Here is a 15771-nt window from a genome sequence, read left to right as displayed (position 1 = left end):
TTAAATCAAAAGTCTATACTTTTGTTATACATGTGATGTCTTATTATAGATATGTATTGATTTGACTTTAGAATAGTTTGATAATCAAAGTATATCACTTTTTGGTTTTTTGTCAAGTTTTCTAACTAAATTCTAATCCTTTTATATGGGTAAATGAATAATACATTGCTATACTTACTTTATCAACAGAAGTATGAAAGGGGTCCTCTTATGACTCAATCAGAATTTTTAGCATCCTTGGATGCTGCACTTACTAAGTATAATGTAAAAGATCGATTTCGTATTATTGCTCATTACAAAAATCAGTTGGAACAGGTCGAGTCCAATCCTGATGATTTGGAGAAAACCTTAGCACGTTTTGGTAATCCTGAACAATTAGCTGCCACCTACAGAAAAAAGGAAATGACTCAGCCTGTGGAGCCCGTTGGTATTAAGTTTTTAAAAAGCTTTTTCATTGGAATGGGACTACTCTTATTTAATTTGATTTTCGTATTAGGTATCTATGCCGGTATATGGGGCGTCATTATAGGATTTTTGGGTGGCGGTCTTGGTGTCTTTTTTTCCGGCATTGCGCTCTTGTTTTCTACTTTTTTTTCCTTACCGGGTGTTTTTCATTTGCCCTTATTGTTAATTGAACATCCCGTTTTGATGGGTAGTAGTGGTATTTTTTTAATAGGACTCGGTACTTTTTTTATGATACTTTCCATATGGTTTATAAAATACTGGTGTATGTTAACTGTTAAGTATGTGAAATGGAATATTCAATTAATCAGAGGTGATCGTTATGAAAAATAGTTTTGATACTATCATGGGGAAAGCACTATTGGCTTCAGTCGCTATTATAGCACTAGCTGCCCTAATAATAATTAGTTATATGGATAAGCACAATTTAAGTTTTAAAGAATTCTTTAATTCAAATATCGTGGTTAGTCGTCTTGATAATATTACAATGAATATGGATTTTGATCTGGATGGTTTAAATTTTGATAATAAGAATCCCTCAAGTCGATTTAACACTAAGCAAATACATGAGGAGAAGACCTTTGACATCTTAGATAGGATAAAAATACTTGCAACAACTGAAACCATCCTGTTTGTTCATGAAGATCGAGATGATATTAAAGTCATTTTTGATAGGGAGGTTCCAGATACCCCAAAATATAGAGTTGATTATAAAGCCACTCAAGTCAATCAAGAAATCCATATCAGCTCCAAATTAACTTTAAAGAATGTTTTTACAGATCGTACATACAATGGATCCATAACCTTATATGTACCTGAGGATTACCATTGTGATACTTTAATTATTGAGAAAACAATTTTTGAGTTAGGCGATTTGACCCTACCGAATCATCTAGATAACCTTAGTATTAGTTCGAATGTTGGTGAATTGAAGATAGATCTTTTACAACCCTTAGATCAATTAACGCTTAGCATCAATGCTGGTAACATTAACGTAAAGACTGAAGAGAGTGTAAATCAACTAGATTTGTCAATTAATACTGGGACCTTACGACTTCATGCACTAGAAGAAGTACAAAACTTTAAGGCATCTAATAATTTTGGCGATTTAGATTTTGTTTTTAGCCGTTCACCAATTGATGCAACGATAACCTCTAATGCAGGCGACATTCGGTTAGAATTCATGGAACCTATCCATCAGCTTGATGCAAAGGTAAATATCGGCAGTTTGGATTTGATACTACCTTTTGATGACGAAAGCAAAGTTTATAGCAATACTAAGCTAACTGAGATCTCTAGTGATATACCCGTCGTATCAAATAGACCTGAGGCTAATATTTTCCTAAGTGTTGATGTGGGTAGTATTCGTGTTAATAAAAAATCCTCATACTAGCGATTATTTTGTAATCTATACATGTTAAATAATATCTCGTTTTTCTCTTAGATACCAAAAAGCCATCACTTAAGTGATGGCTTTTTGGTATCTAAGTCTGCAAGCTTTATTAGTTTATTCGTAATCTGTGCATACTGATTAAGATTTAATGCTTCACCTCGAATTCTAACATCTAAATCCAAGGTCTCAAGTACTTGTATAACTTGGCTTTTATTAAATTGAGGCTGGCTGTTAGTTAGACTATTAATCAATGTCTTTCTTCTTTGAGCAAACCCCCCCTTAATAATTTTAAAAAGTATTGCTTCATCTATAACTGATACAGAAGGTGTCGTGCGTCTTGTTAGTTTAATAACTGCCGAACCTACATTAGGTCTAGGTATAAAACAATCCGGTTTAACCATGGTAACCAATTCTGTTTGGGCATAATAGCTTGTTGCTAGAGACAGTGCACCATAAGCCTTAGTCCCTGGAACCGCATCCATTCGTTCTGCCACTTCCTTTTGTATCATTACAGTAATGGAAGTTATTGGTAGCCTTTTTTCTAATAGATTCATAATGATGGGTGTTGTTATATAATATGGAAGATTCGCAACAACCTTAATCCGATTTACACCTTCTTCGGAAATTAGCTTTTTAATATCTAACTTTAAAATATCCTCATTAATAATTCTTATGTTATCATAACCACTTAAAGTATCTTCTAGTACCGGTATTAACTTTTTATCTATCTCGACAGCTATTACTTTTTTGGCCGACTCTGCCATGGCTTGCGTTAGGCTACCTATTCCAGGACCAATTTCCAATACAACATCTTCTTTTGTAAGGGATGCACCTTGAATAATCTTATCTATAATATTGGAGTCAATTAAAAAATTCTGTCCAAATCTTTTTTGAAAACTAAATCCGTACTTTTCAATAATCGCCTTAGTCTCGCTTATATTTGCAATTCTTTTGATCAATTTATCCTCTTTCCTATGTCACCAAGATCTCTTAGAAATTGATTCTGGTTGTACTTACGACTTCTTTAAATACGGTCATGATTTTGGGGTCGAATTGGTCTGCTTCTTTTGACATGATTAAAATAGCCTCTTTTTTTGAATAGTCTTCCCTAAAAGGCCTTTTCTCAAGTAATGCATAGAAAACATCACATATCTTTAGTATTCTTGCACCTAAAGGTATTAATTCTCCTTTAAGTTTGTCCGGATACCCTGAGCCATCATAGTTCTCATGATGGTGCATGATACTGCTTAAGACTTCATTGGATACATGACTTGCTTGTATAAGCATTTGTGTGCTTTTTGTTGTATGTTGTTTTACATACTCATATTCATCATTGGTAAGGTCTCTAGAACTGCCGAAAACTTCATTGTCCATAGATAGTTTACCCATATCAATAAATAAACCAGAAACCGCTACACTTTGACACGTTTCCTCATCTAATCCCATGCTATAGGCTACTTTTTCTGCTAGCTTACTTACTCTAATATTATGTTGAATAATTTCATAGGTTCCTTTTATGTTCATAAGACGCCTCCATTAGATTAGATCTCTTACAGCTAGGTGCTTCAATATTACAGGCTTATTATAACAAACATATAATATTATTAACACTGTTATTTACATAGTCTGATTTATTTGATACAATTGAACTGTTCTATTTATTAGTATATTATGATATTCAAAAAATTTAAATAAAATTTGATGAGGTGTTATTATGGAATTAGAAACATATAATGAAGTGGCTGAGTTATTAAAGGTTCTAGGCCATCCCGCAAGGCTATGCATAGCAGATGGTTTGCTTAAGAATCCCGGATGTAATGTAACTTTTATGCAAAGTTGCCTAAGTATACCCCAATCGACTGTATCTCAACATCTAGCCAAGTTAAAAGCTGCACATATTATCGAAGGAAAACGTGAAGGACTGGAAATTAAGTATAAAGTCGTTAACCCTATGGCCATTGTTCTAATAGAAGTCTTGCTTAAAAATCACCCACCATCACCCTCAAAGTAGAGGGTGATTTTTGAATCATTTAATGAATTTTTCATATACTTCCCATATAGCATTTTCATTGTTTTCTGATTCTGTAATATAGTCCGCTGTAACCTTGACACCTTCATGGGCATTTTTTACAGCTATGCCAAGACCAGCATATTTAATCATGGATACATCATTGAATCCATCACCAATAGCAACGACTTCTTCTTGGTTAATGCCTAAGCTTTCAGCTAGATTTTTTACAGCCAAACCTTTATTTGCTTCCTTATGAAGAACTTCTATATAATGAGATTTGGAATAGAAAATATTAAATGTATCATCAAATTTTGCCATTAACTCAAGTCGTAATTCTTCTAGTGCCTCTCCAGCAACATGATTATAGAGCACTTTTATACTCTCTTTCACTTCCTTAAGGTCGCTTACTACCTTTACTGGCAATCCTGATAGTTTTTCATATTGTTGGGTTTTATCTGTATACTTCTCAACCATAATCTCATCCGTGTAAAGTTGTGTATCAATGTTATGTTGTCGACCAGCTTCTATTAATTCTTTTAGATCTTCTCCTGAAATTGGTTTATAAAATACTCTTTCACCATCAAAGCGGTCTATGACCGCACCATTATAAGAGATAATATAGTCTTCTTTTTCATGTACGCCGACTTCCTTAACATATTTCATCATAGAATCCTTTGCTCTACCTGAGCAAAATACAACATGTATGCCCATCTTTTCCATTTCTATGATTGCTTTTTTGTTGTCTTCACTAATTTCAAGTTGATCATTTAATAATGTATCGTCTAAGTCTATCGCCAGTAATTTATATTTCATAATATGCCTCTCTTAATCTCATTTGTTAACACAGCCTAAATTTGTTCAATAGCCATTTTAATAGTATCTTGTTCTTCTTTTGATAGTGCCTGCTCTGTCTTGCCTCTAATAATCTGTTTGGTATAGAGATGACTACCTTCTCTTGTATTTATAGAATTTAATAAGAAACCATCTAAATTCTTATTTATTAGTACAATAACAGCACTTAACTTACCACCCATACCACCAAATGCGTCGTATTTATGCATTGCAACACTTTCAAACGTCTTATTAAGGCTTTCATATATTTTTCTAATATCATCTTGAATAATCATCTTATCATTCATTAAATTCTTAATACTTTCTTGATTATTAATTAAGACATCTTCAATGTTAATTTCAGAACTTAAAGACGTAAAAGATCTATACTTTTTCTTTAAGCGAAGTATCGTAATAAATTGCAATAAAGTGGTTAATGTTAGTAATGATATAACGATAATTAAAATCGCAATAATATCTGTTGTATAGTTGTTAATATATTGATATATTTCCATGTGCATCTCCTATTAATCCTGTATCGTATGCATTAACTCTAATATTCTGTCCAGTTCATCTTTGGAATAGTATTCTATCTCGATTTTTCCCAGTTGTTCTGTTTTTTTAAGAATGGATACCTTTGTACCAAAAATTTTCTTTACATCATCCTCTATCTTTTTATAAATGGGATCAAGGACAGATAAGGCAGTATCTCTTTTAACTTTTTTACTAGGATTCAAATGGTTTTTAATAAGCTTTTCTGTTTCTCTTACACTAAGCTTTTCATCAAAAACTCTTGTTGCAATATCCAGTTGGGCATTTTGATCTTCTATCGCTAGCAAGGCTCTTGCATGACCACTCGATATCATTTCATCAATAATCATCTGTTGTACTTGTTTACTAAGATTTAGCAATCTTAAAGTATTAGCAATTGCAGATCTGCTCTTTGATACCTTCTCGGCTATCTCATCTTGCTTAAGAGAAAACTCTCCAATTAAACGTTGGTAAGCTAAAGCTTCTTCGATAGGATTTAGATTTTCTCTTTGAATATTTTCTATAAGGGATACTTCAAGAATCATTTCATCTGAATAATCTTTGACAATAACCGGCACTTCCTTAAGACCTGCTAGTTTTGCTGCCCGCCATCTACGCTCACCGGCTATGATTTCATAATACTTATCTTTTTTTGCAACAATCAGTGGTTGAATAATACCATATTGAGTAATAGAATCCGCCAGTTCATGCAATGCATCCTCTTCAAAAACCTTCCTAGGTTGTTCTCTATTAGGCTCTATATTGGATATTCTTATATTTAAGGTACCACCTTTTCCATGGTCCAGTATTTCATCTTCAAGCTCGTCAGAAATGAGTGCATTCAGCCCCTGACCCAGTCCTCTTTTTTTAGCCATGTTATACCCTCCTTTCAATGACTTCATCTGCCAGTAGTCGGTAGCTTTCTGCACCTTTTGAATTAGAATCGTACAGGTTTATAGGTAAACCATAACTTGGTGCTTCTCCAAGCCTTACATTTCTTGGTATGATGGTTTGATATATGTTCGTACGTCTAAGTTCTTTTTTTACTTCTTCAACAACCTGTATGGATAAATTTGTTCTTGCATCATACATCGTAAAAACTACACCTTCGATTTCTAAATCGGGATTGAGACGCTTTTTTACTAAATTAATTGTATGCATGAGTTGAGATAGTCCTTCAAGAGCAAAAAACTCACATTGAATAGGTACTAAAACTGTGTCTGCTGCTGTTAATGCATTCACTGTAAGTATGCTTAAGGACGGTGGGCAATCAATGATAATGAAATCATATTCCGAAGCAATGCTTTTGAGTATTTTCTTCATAATAAAGCTGTTTTCTTTTAAACCTATTAGTTCAACCTCTGCGCCGGCTAACTCTACATTCGCTGGTATCAAAGACAGATTGTCATAGATGTTTACCATAACAGTCTCTTCTAGTGACTGCGTACCGAGAAGTAGTTCATAGGTCGTGTTCTTTAGTTTGGTTTTGTCAATACCTAATCCTCTAGTTGTATTTCCTTGAGGATCAATGTCCAGTGTTAATACTTTTTTCTTTTTTTCCGCGAGACAGGCCGAAAGATTAATCGCTGTCGTTGTTTTGCCAACCCCACCTTTCTGATTGGCAATCGCTATAATTCTACCCATATTCTACACCTGCTCTCATTTTCTTTTCTAATTATAGCACATTCACTTCAACTATTCATTATGTTTCACGTGAAACATTTGAAATCATCCTTAAAAATCCGATCAATTGTTTCACGTGAAACAATATTAAGTTCAAAGTATAAAGATTCATCTTTATGTGTCATCTCAGAATAACTTTTTTGCAAAATATGCATATCATTTCGTCTATTTTCCTTATAGCATCCAATAGCTTGAAAAAATTATCTTTAAAAAGCCTCTAAGATATTTTTCTTAGAGGCTTTTTAACTTTACTACTTTTATATATTTATCGTCTATAACATTATTTTAAACTTCTAAAACAATTCCACAATAGCATTCTTTATTGCAAATACAGCAGCTTGTGTACGATCAGAAACTTCAATCTTCTTGAAAATATTAGATACGTGGTTCTTAACTGTTTTTTCACTTATACATAATCTGTGAGCAATTTCTTTATTAAGTAAGCCCTCGGTAATTAATTTAAGGACTTCTATTTCTCGTTTTGTTAATCTCGTATTATGTGCTGCGCCAGTCTCATCATTATTCATTTTTTTAAATAACAAAGATGCCATATTGGGTTGTATATAGGTTTCACCTACATAAACCGAACGAATGGCGCGTATAAGGACATCAGATTCAGAGTCCTTTAAAACATAGCCTTTTACACCGATTTCTACAGCCTTATAAAGGTACTCAACTTCATTGTGAATCGTTAATATTATTATGTTGGCGCTAATATCATTTTGCTTCAAATAGGTTAAAACTTCAAGTCCATTACGCTCAGGCATATTAATGTCCAACAAAACAACATCAGGACTATACTCAATAATCTTTTCTATTGTTTCATTACCATTTCCTGCTTGAGCCACAACAATAATATCTTCTTCTAATTCTACTAATTGTTTTAAGCCTTCTCTCACCATAGAATGATCATCGGCTATCATAATTCTAATTTTACTCATGTCTCTCCTCCTTATTATTCAAGGGAACTCTTATATGTATTGAAGTACCTCTTCCTGTTCTTGATACGATTTGTAAGTCACTGGATAAAAGATTCGCCCTTTCGCGCATCATAGACATTCCAAAACCTTTATTGTCTTTTAGACTTAACTTCATGTCACCAACCTCAAATCCAATACCATTATCCGTTATTTCAAGTTCTATACCCGTGTCTTCATATGTTAAATCTACACAAACTCTTGTAGCTTTAGAATACTTTAAAACATTGTTCAGGGCCTCTTGTGTAATGCGGTATAGGGTTAAATTAACAACTGGATCAATTTCTTCTGACTTATAATCATCACATTCCATTACATTAAACTCAATACTAAATCCTAAATCTTCACTCATTTTTTCAATAAGTCGTTCTAATGTTGGTATTAGACCGAGGTCATCAATCGACATCGGACGTAGGTTGTAAATCATACGTCTAGTTTCGTCTATAGTTCCTCTAATGTACATCTTTAAAGTCTGAAGTTCTAATTTTGTACGGTCAATGTCAATATCCAACAATTTAATGCATAATTCTGTCTTTATAATAAGATTGGATAAACTTTGGGCCGGGCCATCGTGCATGTCTCTAGCAATTCTTTGTCTCTCTATCTCTTGAGCTTCTATTACTTTAAGTCCCCAAATTTCCTTATTCTGAATATCATCTATCTTTTCAGTAATTTTCTTAAGATCACCTGAAAGCACACTATAAGCTATTTCAAAATTATAAGAAAGCTTATCTGCTTTTTCAGATATTTTACGCACATATTTTAGATGTAACTCAAGTTCATTTCTTCTTTTGATTAAGTTCATTTCTCTTTCTTTTTCTACAGCCAAGTCAACCCTCAACTTATCTGTAGCCTCATATATTTCCTGCATTTGTTCTTGGCTATAATTGTTAAAATTCTTATTGACCATTAAAAGCTTAGATTTGGACAATTTATACTTCTTTTCTAAAGAATCAACTCGATCAATCAGATCAGTGGCTTCAATTTTTAGTCGTAAAAACTCTTCTTCAAGCTCAAGATATTCTTGTCTTGCATAATCACTGATGTCTTTTATTTCTTTCACACTGTCCTTAATAGAATCAATGGTTTTGTCAATGATTTCGTCCAACTGATTAAACTGTTTCTTATACATGGTCACATTCCTTCATAGTAGGTTTTCATATGGCTAAAGTGTCAAAACCATAAAATTGAACTTGTTACTTACAACATATAGTTATGAAAGCATCAACGTAATCTATATCTTGTAAGTAACAAGAGAAACTTAGTCTTGACACTTTAACCTTTCATATAATTATATCACTTTTTCAACATGGTGTACAAGGTTATGATATATTATTATCTTTATTTTTGAGTAATTACAGGTTTGCTATTGAAATAAATATGATTTTCGGCCATAATAGTAGTAGTCAACATATTCTGCTTGCTTTGAAGGGAGTTATTCTTTTGAAAAAATTTTCTCAAAAATTACTGCTTATAGGTTTTGGTACTTGCCTTCTGTTATTATATAACCGACTAATTTTCTCAGTCGCCACCATAAAAGAGAAGTTATTCCATAGTCGGGCCCATTATTATCAATGGAAATTTGGCAAAATTTTCTATACGGTTCAAGGGAAAGGATCTAGCCTTCTTCTTATCCACGATACTTCCGCTGATAGCTCTTCTTTTGAATACAATAAGCTTATCGATTCACTAGCAAAAAAATACCGTGTATATGCCATAGACTTAATTGGCTATGGTAAATCGGATAAGCCAAAGATTACATACACTGCTTATCTTTTTGTTCAATTGCTCGTAGATTTTAGAAAAAATGTTATTCGGGAAAAGACCTCAGTTTTAACAAGTGGTCGAAGTAATGCCTATGTAACAATGGCTTGTTATCAAAATCCTGATGATTTTAATAGTTTAGTCTTTATAAACCCCGGGAGTTTTGAAGAGCTTGCAAAAAATCCTAAACGTAAAGATAAACTTAATAAGTTCTTAATTGAATTGCCAATTATTGGTACAAGCTTTTATAATATTATATTTTCAAGGCTGATGATTCGAAGAAGTCTAAAACAAAAATTTTATAATCCTATGCATCTTAAATTAAACTATATAGATACTTTAAGAGAAGCTGCCCATCTAAGTGGTAGCGCTTCTAAGTACACTTATGCTTCTGACTTGTGCCATTTTAATAATGTTAATATTAAGGAAGCAATATCAAAAATTAATAATAATATTTTTATAATACAAGGTACACGAATTATAGGTGATTATGAAGCCATCCTCTACGACTACAAGTTCCTAAATCCAGCTATTGAGGTTTCTACTATTGATCGTACTAAAAACTATCCACATATAGAAAAACCTGAATCTACCTTAGAAATTCTTATGGTATATCTTCATTAAGATTTATAATAATTCATCTTATTTGTAAAAAAAGACAAGCGCTTATGTGCGTTTGTCTTTTTTTAATTACATAAAAATTATCTGATATTTATATGCTATTTTAACTTTATTTCTACTGACAACTTTTTTGCAAACTTTTTTGATCAACAACCATTTTTATGTGCTCAATACCTTCTTCATAAAAAGCTTCTCCTATCGGGATAAAACCAATGCCTTCATAAAATCCTTGTACTGACAATTGTGCATGTACCTCAACTTCATCTGCACCAATGCTAAAAGCACGATCTATGAGCATTCTTACGACAAGATCACCATAATTATTGCCTCTGTGGTCCTTCAAAACCGCTACGCGTCCGATTAAAAATACCTCATTCGTAAAGATCAATCTTCCTGTAGCAAGAGGTAAGTCATCCTTCATTACAACTACATGATGGGCAAAATAATCATAAAAATCGCGTTCATACTGGATGTCTACGCCTTGTTCCTCTGTAAACACTTCATATCTTATACCGCCACTTAACTGCATAGCTTCATTTCCAAATACATATCGTGCTTCTATCATATGTGCTTAATCCTCCATAGGAATTCGTATACTAATTTCATACGCTTCCTCTGTCTGCTTAATTTGATAATTAATATCTATTCCCGAATGTTTTACCATATCTACAGCTTGTTTAATAGTATTGGTAAATAAGCGAATATCTTTTAAATAACCTTTTACCATTGCTTTTTCTAAGACTTCCTCTTTATTTAAACTTTGATTGGCCAATATTTTATTAACGAGCTTTTCACTTTGACTTACATTTAATTTTTCATTAATCATTCGTTCTAAAATTACCAGCTGATCTTCTTCTTTTTCAAGCTTCAACAATATTCTACCATGGCGCTCCGTTAAATCTGCATTTAATAATACCTCTTGTACTTTTTCAGAAAGATTAAGTAATCTTAGTTTATTGGCTATGGATGATTGACTCTTCCCTAGTTGATTCGCAAGTTCTTGTTGTTTTAAACCATAGTTTGAAATAAGTTGAGCAAACCCTTTAGCTTCTTCAATATAGTTTAAGTTCTCGCGCTGTAGATTTTCAATTAGTGCCAGAATGGCACTGTCTTTTTCTGTAACATTTATTATTAATGCCGGAATACTCGTCATATACAATAATTTAGCTGCTCTTAATCTTCTTTCACCAGCCACCAACTCATATTGATTTGTTTCGATTAGTCGAACGCTAATAGGCTGCATAATACCATACAATCTTATTGATTCTGCTAACTCAGATAGCATATCATCATCAAATCTATACCTAGGCTGATTAGGGTTAGGTCTTATGGATTCTATAGGAACTTGAAATACTTGATAAGATAAATCAGGATTCATTAAATAACCACCTTTATAAACATTGTTTGTCATTTCTTCATCATTATAGCATAGAACTTATTTCCTGGGAAATAATTATAAGGGTTTCTTTAATGGTTTTCCTGAACGTCTTGGGTACCTCATATCTGTCTCAAACACTTTTCTTATCATTACAAAACCTCGATCTGTATTAGCATCTAAAGATACATCCTCAACAACACGTTCCAACACTCCTCCTAAAATAAGTATTGCATTCTTACTTTGATCCAGTTCTTCAAGGGTTTTATTTCCTTTATAAGAAATAAAAAGACCCTTGTTCGAAATGAAAGGTAAACAATACTCACACAAAACATTCAACTGGCTAACAGCCCGAGATACGCACAGATCAAAAGATTCACGTAATTCTGTTCTAGCGAGATCTTCAGCACGTCCATGTATCGCATAAATGTTACTTAGATCAAGTTTCTTTATAATATGATTTAAAAATGCAACTCTCTTATTTAAAGCATCTAACAAAACAACCTCAATATGAGGGTATATTATTTTGAGTGGGATGCCAGGAAAACCAGCACCACTTCCCACATCAATTAATTTTTTTACATCTTTGTAGTTCATCACTCTTGTGGAAAGAACACTATCCACAAAATGTTTTGAAAGAACTGCATCCTCTTCTAAAATAGACGTTAAATTTATTTTATCGTTCCATAAGATAAGTTCACTATAGTAAATAGAAAACTGTTTTGCTTGCTGATCACTTAGATTAATACCAATAACTTTAAAACTTTCTATTATTTTATTTATGTTCATCATCATTTCCAATCTTAGATCTATATTGTTCTAAATATACCAATAACACAGATATATCTGCAGGAGAAACGCCTGAAATACGAGATGCTTGTCCAATTGATATCGGTCTTACCGTATTCAATTTCTGTTTTGCTTCAAGTCTAAGGCTATAGACTTCATCGTAATTTATGGCCTCAGGTATATATTTTTGCTCTAGTTTTTTAAACTGTTCCACTTGTAGTTCTTGTCGTTTGATATAACCTTCATACTTTAATATTATCTCGACTTGTTCTATGATATCAGCTTCTAAAGGTACCCTTTCTATATCAATGACCCCTAATGACATATAATCAATTTCTGGCCTTTTTAGCAATTCTCCTAGGGTAGCACCAGATTTTAGAGGTGTACTGCCTCTCTCTTTCAAATAAGTTAAAACCTTCGGCTTTACACCAACTGTTGTATTTTTCAATCTTTTTACTTCTTGTTCAATTGCCCTTCTTTTAGCACAAAATTTTGCATACCGCAAATCTGTAATTAGTCCAACCTTAAAACCAATATCTGTTAATCTTAAATCTGCATTATCTTGTCTTAACAATAATCTATACTCAGCTCTAGATGTCATCATTCTGTATGGTTCTTTTGTTCCTTTTGTTACAAGATCATCTATCAAAACGCCAATATAGCCTTCTGAACGATTGATTACTACCATGTCTTTATGTAAAACTCTTTGCCCTGCATTTATACCAGCAATCAATCCTTGAGCAGCAGCTTCTTCATAACCGGAACTACCATTAAATTGACCTGCACTAAATAAACCTTTAATTTCTTTGAACTCTAAAGTTGGATGTAACTGTAAAGAATCGATGCAATCATATTCAATGGCATAGCCTGTTCTCATTATTTGACAATTTTCCATACCTGGTATGGTTCTTAACATTGCTTTTTGAACATCTTCCGGTAAAGAGCTTGACATGCCTTGTACATACATTTCAGATGTGTCTTCACCTTCCGGTTCAAGAAAAATTTGATGACGTTCTTTATCTGCAAATCTTACAACTTTATCTTCTATAGAAGGGCAATATCTTGGACCCGTTCCCTCAATGACACCACTATAAAGTGGTGATCTGCTTAAGTTCTCTCTAATCTTTTCATGGGTGACTGCATTGGTATAAGCAAGCCAACATGGTATTTGTTCTCTTTCTATGTCTGATGCTCTATTTTCAAAAGAAAATGGTACTATTTTTAAATCACCGTCTTGCGCTTCCATTTTGGTGAAGTCTATGGTGTTAGCATCGACTCTTGCCGGCGTCCCAGTTTTGAATCTATACATATTGATTCCATTTTTTTTAAGTGCATCTGTTAAGTAGTTGGCAGCTTGAAGGCCATTGGGGCCACTATTTATTTCAACTTCCCCGTAGATACATTTTGCTTTAAGATAGGTTCCTGTAGCAATAATCACTGCCTTACCTTCATATATAGTGCCAGAAACAGTTTTTATACCTTTAACTTCCTGATTCTCAACTATAATATCCACAACTTCTGATTGACGTATATGTAGATTCTCTTGCTGTTCTAAAGTCCTCTTCATTGTACCGGCATACTTATGTTTATCAGCCTGGGCTCTTAATGAATGAACAGCAGGTCCTTTTCCTGTATTTAACATCCTCGACTGAAGATATGTTTTGTCAATATTTCTACCCATTTCTCCACCTAAAGCATCTATTTCTCGTACCAAATGTCCTTTTGACGTTCCACCTATACTAGGGTTACAAGGCAACATAGCTATACTGTCTAAGTTCACAGCAAATAATATGGTTTTAATACCTCGCCTTGCGCTTGCCAAGGCTGCCTCACAACCTGCATGCCCACCACCTACAACAATTACTTCATATATTTCATTATTACTTTTCATTATGTACTCCAATCTAATCAATGGTATGAGATTATTTACCTAAGCAGAAACGACTGAATATTTCTTTTATCACATCTTCATTAACTGTATCACCTGTTATAATACCTAAGTTCTCATAAGCGTTTTTCAAATCTATGGACCAGCAATCTTCCGGCATCCTATTGTTAATTGACTCCAGCACCTCATTTAAACTAAGCAAAGCTTTTTCTAATGCATTCTTATGTCTAACATTCGTTATGTAAAGATCATTGTTCACGTCAATTTCACCAAGATAAAACATATCCTTAATAGCATGTTCAAGTGCATCTATACCTTCTATATTTTTGGCAGAAATATCAATCATACAGCCATGATTTAATATAGCCTCTATCCTTTTTCGATCAATTTTTTCATCTAAATCCATCTTATTGAAAAGACAAATGACTTCTCTGTCCTTAATTAATTCTATTATATGTAAATCTTCCTCATCCAAAGCTCTTGAAGCATCCAATACAAAAATTATTAAGTCCGCTTCCTCAAGTTTTGATTTTGATCTCTGTACACCAATTTTTTCTATTTGATCTTCGGTTATTCTTATACCCGCTGTATCAACCAGTTTCAAAGGGATACCATGAATATTCATATATTCTTCTAATACGTCTCTGGTTGTACCGGGAATGTCTGTTACAATTGCTCTATCTTCTTTTAACATCGCATTAAGTAAAGAGGATTTTCCTACATTTGGCTTTCCTATTATCGCAGTACTTATGCCTTCTCTTATTAATTTTCCACTATCATATGATTGCATCAATTCATAAATATCTTTAATAATTATTTCAATATCTAATTTTACTTTGTTCTCGTTAAGTGCCTCTATATCATACTCCGGATAATCAATGGAAGCTTCTATATGTGCTATCAAATGAATTAATTGATTCATAATAAAATCCATCTTTTTACTTAATTGTCCATTGAGTTGGTTAACAGATGACTTTAGGGATAATTGAGTTTTTGAATTGATGATGTCAATAACCGCCTCAGCCTGAGATAAATCAATACGTCCATTCATAAAAGCTCTTTTTGTAAACTCTCCTGGTTCAGAAAGCCTAGCTCCCATGGTCAAAACAAGCTTAAGGACATTCTCAAGTATCATAATTCCACCATGACAATTAATTTCTACCACATCTTCACGTGTGAAACTATGTGGCCCCTTCATAACAGATACGATAACTTCATCTATAATTTCATCGGTAGTTGGCATTATAATATGACCATAATGAATGGTATGAGACTTAACTTGATCTAATTTTAAATTATTATGAACTGATTTGAAAATTTTATTGACGATTGCAATACTATTATCACCACTAACACGTATAATTCCTATACCTGAGGGGGATAAAGCTGTTGCAATGGAACAAATAGTATCATTTAACATATTAAGCTCCTTTATCTAATAAAACC

17 protein-coding genes are annotated in these 15771 nt (G+C 33.1%); 4 read left to right on the top strand and 13 right to left on the bottom strand.

Annotation, left to right across the window (positions count from 1 at the left end; genetic code table 11):
- Positions 1-210: 210 nt before the first annotated feature.
- Complete coding sequence (locus tag P0N36_RS08130) at positions 211-795, top strand: HAAS domain-containing protein (RefSeq protein ID WP_275842349.1); 585 nt, start codon at positions 211-213, stop codon at positions 793-795.
- Entirely contained in the window at positions 785-1855 is a 1071-nt protein-coding gene (locus tag P0N36_RS08125) for a DUF4097 family beta strand repeat-containing protein (RefSeq protein WP_275842348.1), read from the top strand. The genes P0N36_RS08130 and P0N36_RS08125 overlap by 11 nt, the downstream gene beginning before the upstream one ends.
- A gap of 65 nt (positions 1856-1920) precedes the next feature.
- On the opposite strand, the gene rsmA is transcribed toward P0N36_RS08125, so the two are convergent.
- Both rsmA and P0N36_RS08115 read right to left on the bottom strand, forming a co-directional pair.
- Positions 1921-2811 (bottom strand): 16S rRNA (adenine(1518)-N(6)/adenine(1519)-N(6))-dimethyltransferase RsmA, encoded by an 891-nt coding sequence (rsmA, locus tag P0N36_RS08120; RefSeq protein ID WP_334305351.1) that lies wholly within the window; start codon positions 2809-2811, stop codon positions 1921-1923.
- 34 nt (positions 2812-2845) lie between these two features.
- Positions 2846-3379: an HD-GYP domain-containing protein gene (locus P0N36_RS08115; protein ID WP_275842346.1), complete on the bottom strand. Its 534-nt coding sequence runs from the start codon at positions 3377-3379 to the stop codon at positions 2846-2848.
- 190 nt (positions 3380-3569) lie between these two features.
- On the opposite strand from P0N36_RS08115, the gene P0N36_RS08110 reads away from it, so the two are divergent.
- Positions 3570-3866, top strand: coding sequence for an ArsR/SmtB family transcription factor (locus P0N36_RS08110; protein ID WP_275842345.1), 297 nt, complete (start codon positions 3570-3572; stop codon positions 3864-3866).
- A gap of 15 nt (positions 3867-3881) precedes the next feature.
- Here the strand turns inward: P0N36_RS08110 and P0N36_RS08105 are convergent, their stop codons facing one another.
- The 6 genes from P0N36_RS08105 to P0N36_RS08080 form a co-directional block, all read right to left on the bottom strand.
- On the bottom strand, positions 3882-4679 hold the full coding sequence (locus P0N36_RS08105; RefSeq protein WP_275842344.1) for a Cof-type HAD-IIB family hydrolase: 798 nt from the start codon (positions 4677-4679) through the stop codon (positions 3882-3884).
- A gap of 35 nt (positions 4680-4714) precedes the next feature.
- On the bottom strand, positions 4715-5218 hold the full coding sequence (locus P0N36_RS08100) for a DUF4446 family protein (protein WP_275842343.1): 504 nt from the start codon (positions 5216-5218) through the stop codon (positions 4715-4717).
- Positions 5219-5224: 6 nt separating this feature from the next.
- On the bottom strand, positions 5225-6103 hold the full coding sequence (locus P0N36_RS08095; RefSeq protein ID WP_275842342.1) for a ParB/RepB/Spo0J family partition protein: 879 nt from the start codon (positions 6101-6103) through the stop codon (positions 5225-5227).
- A gap of 1 nt (position 6104) precedes the next feature.
- The gene (locus tag P0N36_RS08090) at positions 6105-6872 is read right to left on the bottom strand and encodes a ParA family protein (protein ID WP_275842341.1); all 768 of its coding nucleotides are present in this window, start codon (positions 6870-6872) and stop codon (positions 6105-6107) included.
- Between the two features lie 332 nt (positions 6873-7204).
- Entirely contained in the window at positions 7205-7852 is a 648-nt protein-coding gene (locus P0N36_RS08085) for a response regulator (RefSeq protein ID WP_275842340.1), read from the bottom strand.
- Positions 7845-9020, bottom strand: coding sequence for a sensor histidine kinase (locus P0N36_RS08080; protein WP_275842339.1), 1176 nt, complete (start codon positions 9018-9020; stop codon positions 7845-7847). Before P0N36_RS08080 ends, P0N36_RS08085 begins: the two co-directional genes overlap by 8 nt.
- Positions 9021-9331: 311 nt before the next feature.
- On the opposite strand from P0N36_RS08080, the gene P0N36_RS08075 reads away from it, so the two are divergent.
- Complete coding sequence (locus P0N36_RS08075; RefSeq protein ID WP_275842338.1) at positions 9332-10276, top strand: alpha/beta fold hydrolase; 945 nt, start codon at positions 9332-9334, stop codon at positions 10274-10276.
- 112 nt (positions 10277-10388) lie between these two features.
- On the opposite strand, the gene P0N36_RS08070 is transcribed toward P0N36_RS08075, so the two are convergent.
- From P0N36_RS08070 to mnmE, 5 genes are all read right to left on the bottom strand, one after another.
- Complete coding sequence (locus P0N36_RS08070; protein WP_275842337.1) at positions 10389-10838, bottom strand: GNAT family N-acetyltransferase; 450 nt, start codon at positions 10836-10838, stop codon at positions 10389-10391.
- A 6-nt stretch (positions 10839-10844) separates the two neighbouring features.
- A complete protein-coding gene (locus P0N36_RS08065; protein ID WP_275842336.1) occupies positions 10845-11651 on the bottom strand; it encodes a ParB/RepB/Spo0J family partition protein in 807 nt (268 codons plus the stop codon).
- 75 nt (positions 11652-11726) lie between these two features.
- A complete protein-coding gene (rsmG, locus tag P0N36_RS08060) occupies positions 11727-12437 on the bottom strand; it encodes a 16S rRNA (guanine(527)-N(7))-methyltransferase RsmG (protein ID WP_275842335.1) in 711 nt (236 codons plus the stop codon).
- Positions 12424-14328 (bottom strand): tRNA uridine-5-carboxymethylaminomethyl(34) synthesis enzyme MnmG, encoded by a 1905-nt coding sequence (gene mnmG / locus P0N36_RS08055; protein ID WP_275842334.1) that lies wholly within the window; start codon positions 14326-14328, stop codon positions 12424-12426. Before mnmG ends, rsmG begins: the two co-directional genes overlap by 14 nt.
- Before the next feature lie 31 nt (positions 14329-14359).
- Complete coding sequence (gene mnmE / locus P0N36_RS08050; protein WP_275842333.1) at positions 14360-15745, bottom strand: tRNA uridine-5-carboxymethylaminomethyl(34) synthesis GTPase MnmE; 1386 nt, start codon at positions 15743-15745, stop codon at positions 14360-14362.
- Positions 15746-15771 lie beyond the last annotated feature (26 nt).

The organism is Petrocella sp. FN5, assembly GCF_029210395.1.
Classification (GTDB): Bacteria; Bacillota; Clostridia; order Lachnospirales; family Vallitaleaceae; genus Petrocella.
This window is presented reverse-complemented; position numbering and strand designations above follow the sequence as displayed.

What these genes read in the sequence shown, in the direction of transcription:
- P0N36_RS08130 (WP_275842349.1), top strand. Translation starts at nt 211, where the DNA reads ATGACTCAATCAGAATTTTTAGCATCCTTGGATGCTGCACTTACTAAG.
- P0N36_RS08125 (WP_275842348.1), top strand. Translation starts at nt 785, where the DNA reads ATGAAAAATAGTTTTGATACTATCATGGGGAAAGCACTATTGGCTTCA.
- P0N36_RS08115 (WP_275842346.1), bottom strand. Translation starts at nt 3,379, where the DNA reads ATGAACATAAAAGGAACCTATGAAATTATTCAACATAATATTAGAGTA.
- P0N36_RS08110 (WP_275842345.1), top strand. Translation starts at nt 3,570, where the DNA reads ATGGAATTAGAAACATATAATGAAGTGGCTGAGTTATTAAAGGTTCTA.
- P0N36_RS08105 (WP_275842344.1), bottom strand. Translation starts at nt 4,679, where the DNA reads ATGAAATATAAATTACTGGCGATAGACTTAGACGATACATTATTAAAT.
- P0N36_RS08100 (WP_275842343.1), bottom strand. Translation starts at nt 5,218, where the DNA reads ATGCACATGGAAATATATCAATATATTAACAACTATACAACAGATATT.
- P0N36_RS08095 (WP_275842342.1), bottom strand. Translation starts at nt 6,103, where the DNA reads ATGGCTAAAAAAAGAGGACTGGGTCAGGGGCTGAATGCACTCATTTCT.
- P0N36_RS08090 (WP_275842341.1), bottom strand. Translation starts at nt 6,872, where the DNA reads ATGGGTAGAATTATAGCGATTGCCAATCAGAAAGGTGGGGTTGGCAAA.
- P0N36_RS08085 (WP_275842340.1), bottom strand. Translation starts at nt 7,852, where the DNA reads ATGAGTAAAATTAGAATTATGATAGCCGATGATCATTCTATGGTGAGA.
- P0N36_RS08080 (WP_275842339.1), bottom strand. Translation starts at nt 9,020, where the DNA reads ATGTATAAGAAACAGTTTAATCAGTTGGACGAAATCATTGACAAAACC.
- P0N36_RS08070 (WP_275842337.1), bottom strand. Translation starts at nt 10,838, where the DNA reads ATGATAGAAGCACGATATGTATTTGGAAATGAAGCTATGCAGTTAAGT.
- P0N36_RS08065 (WP_275842336.1), bottom strand. Translation starts at nt 11,651, where the DNA reads ATGAATCCTGATTTATCTTATCAAGTATTTCAAGTTCCTATAGAATCC.
- rsmG (WP_275842335.1), bottom strand. Translation starts at nt 12,437, where the DNA reads ATGAACATAAATAAAATAATAGAAAGTTTTAAAGTTATTGGTATTAAT.
- mnmG (WP_275842334.1), bottom strand. Translation starts at nt 14,328, where the DNA reads ATGAAAAGTAATAATGAAATATATGAAGTAATTGTTGTAGGTGGTGGG.
- mnmE (WP_275842333.1), bottom strand. Translation starts at nt 15,745, where the DNA reads ATGTTAAATGATACTATTTGTTCCATTGCAACAGCTTTATCCCCCTCA.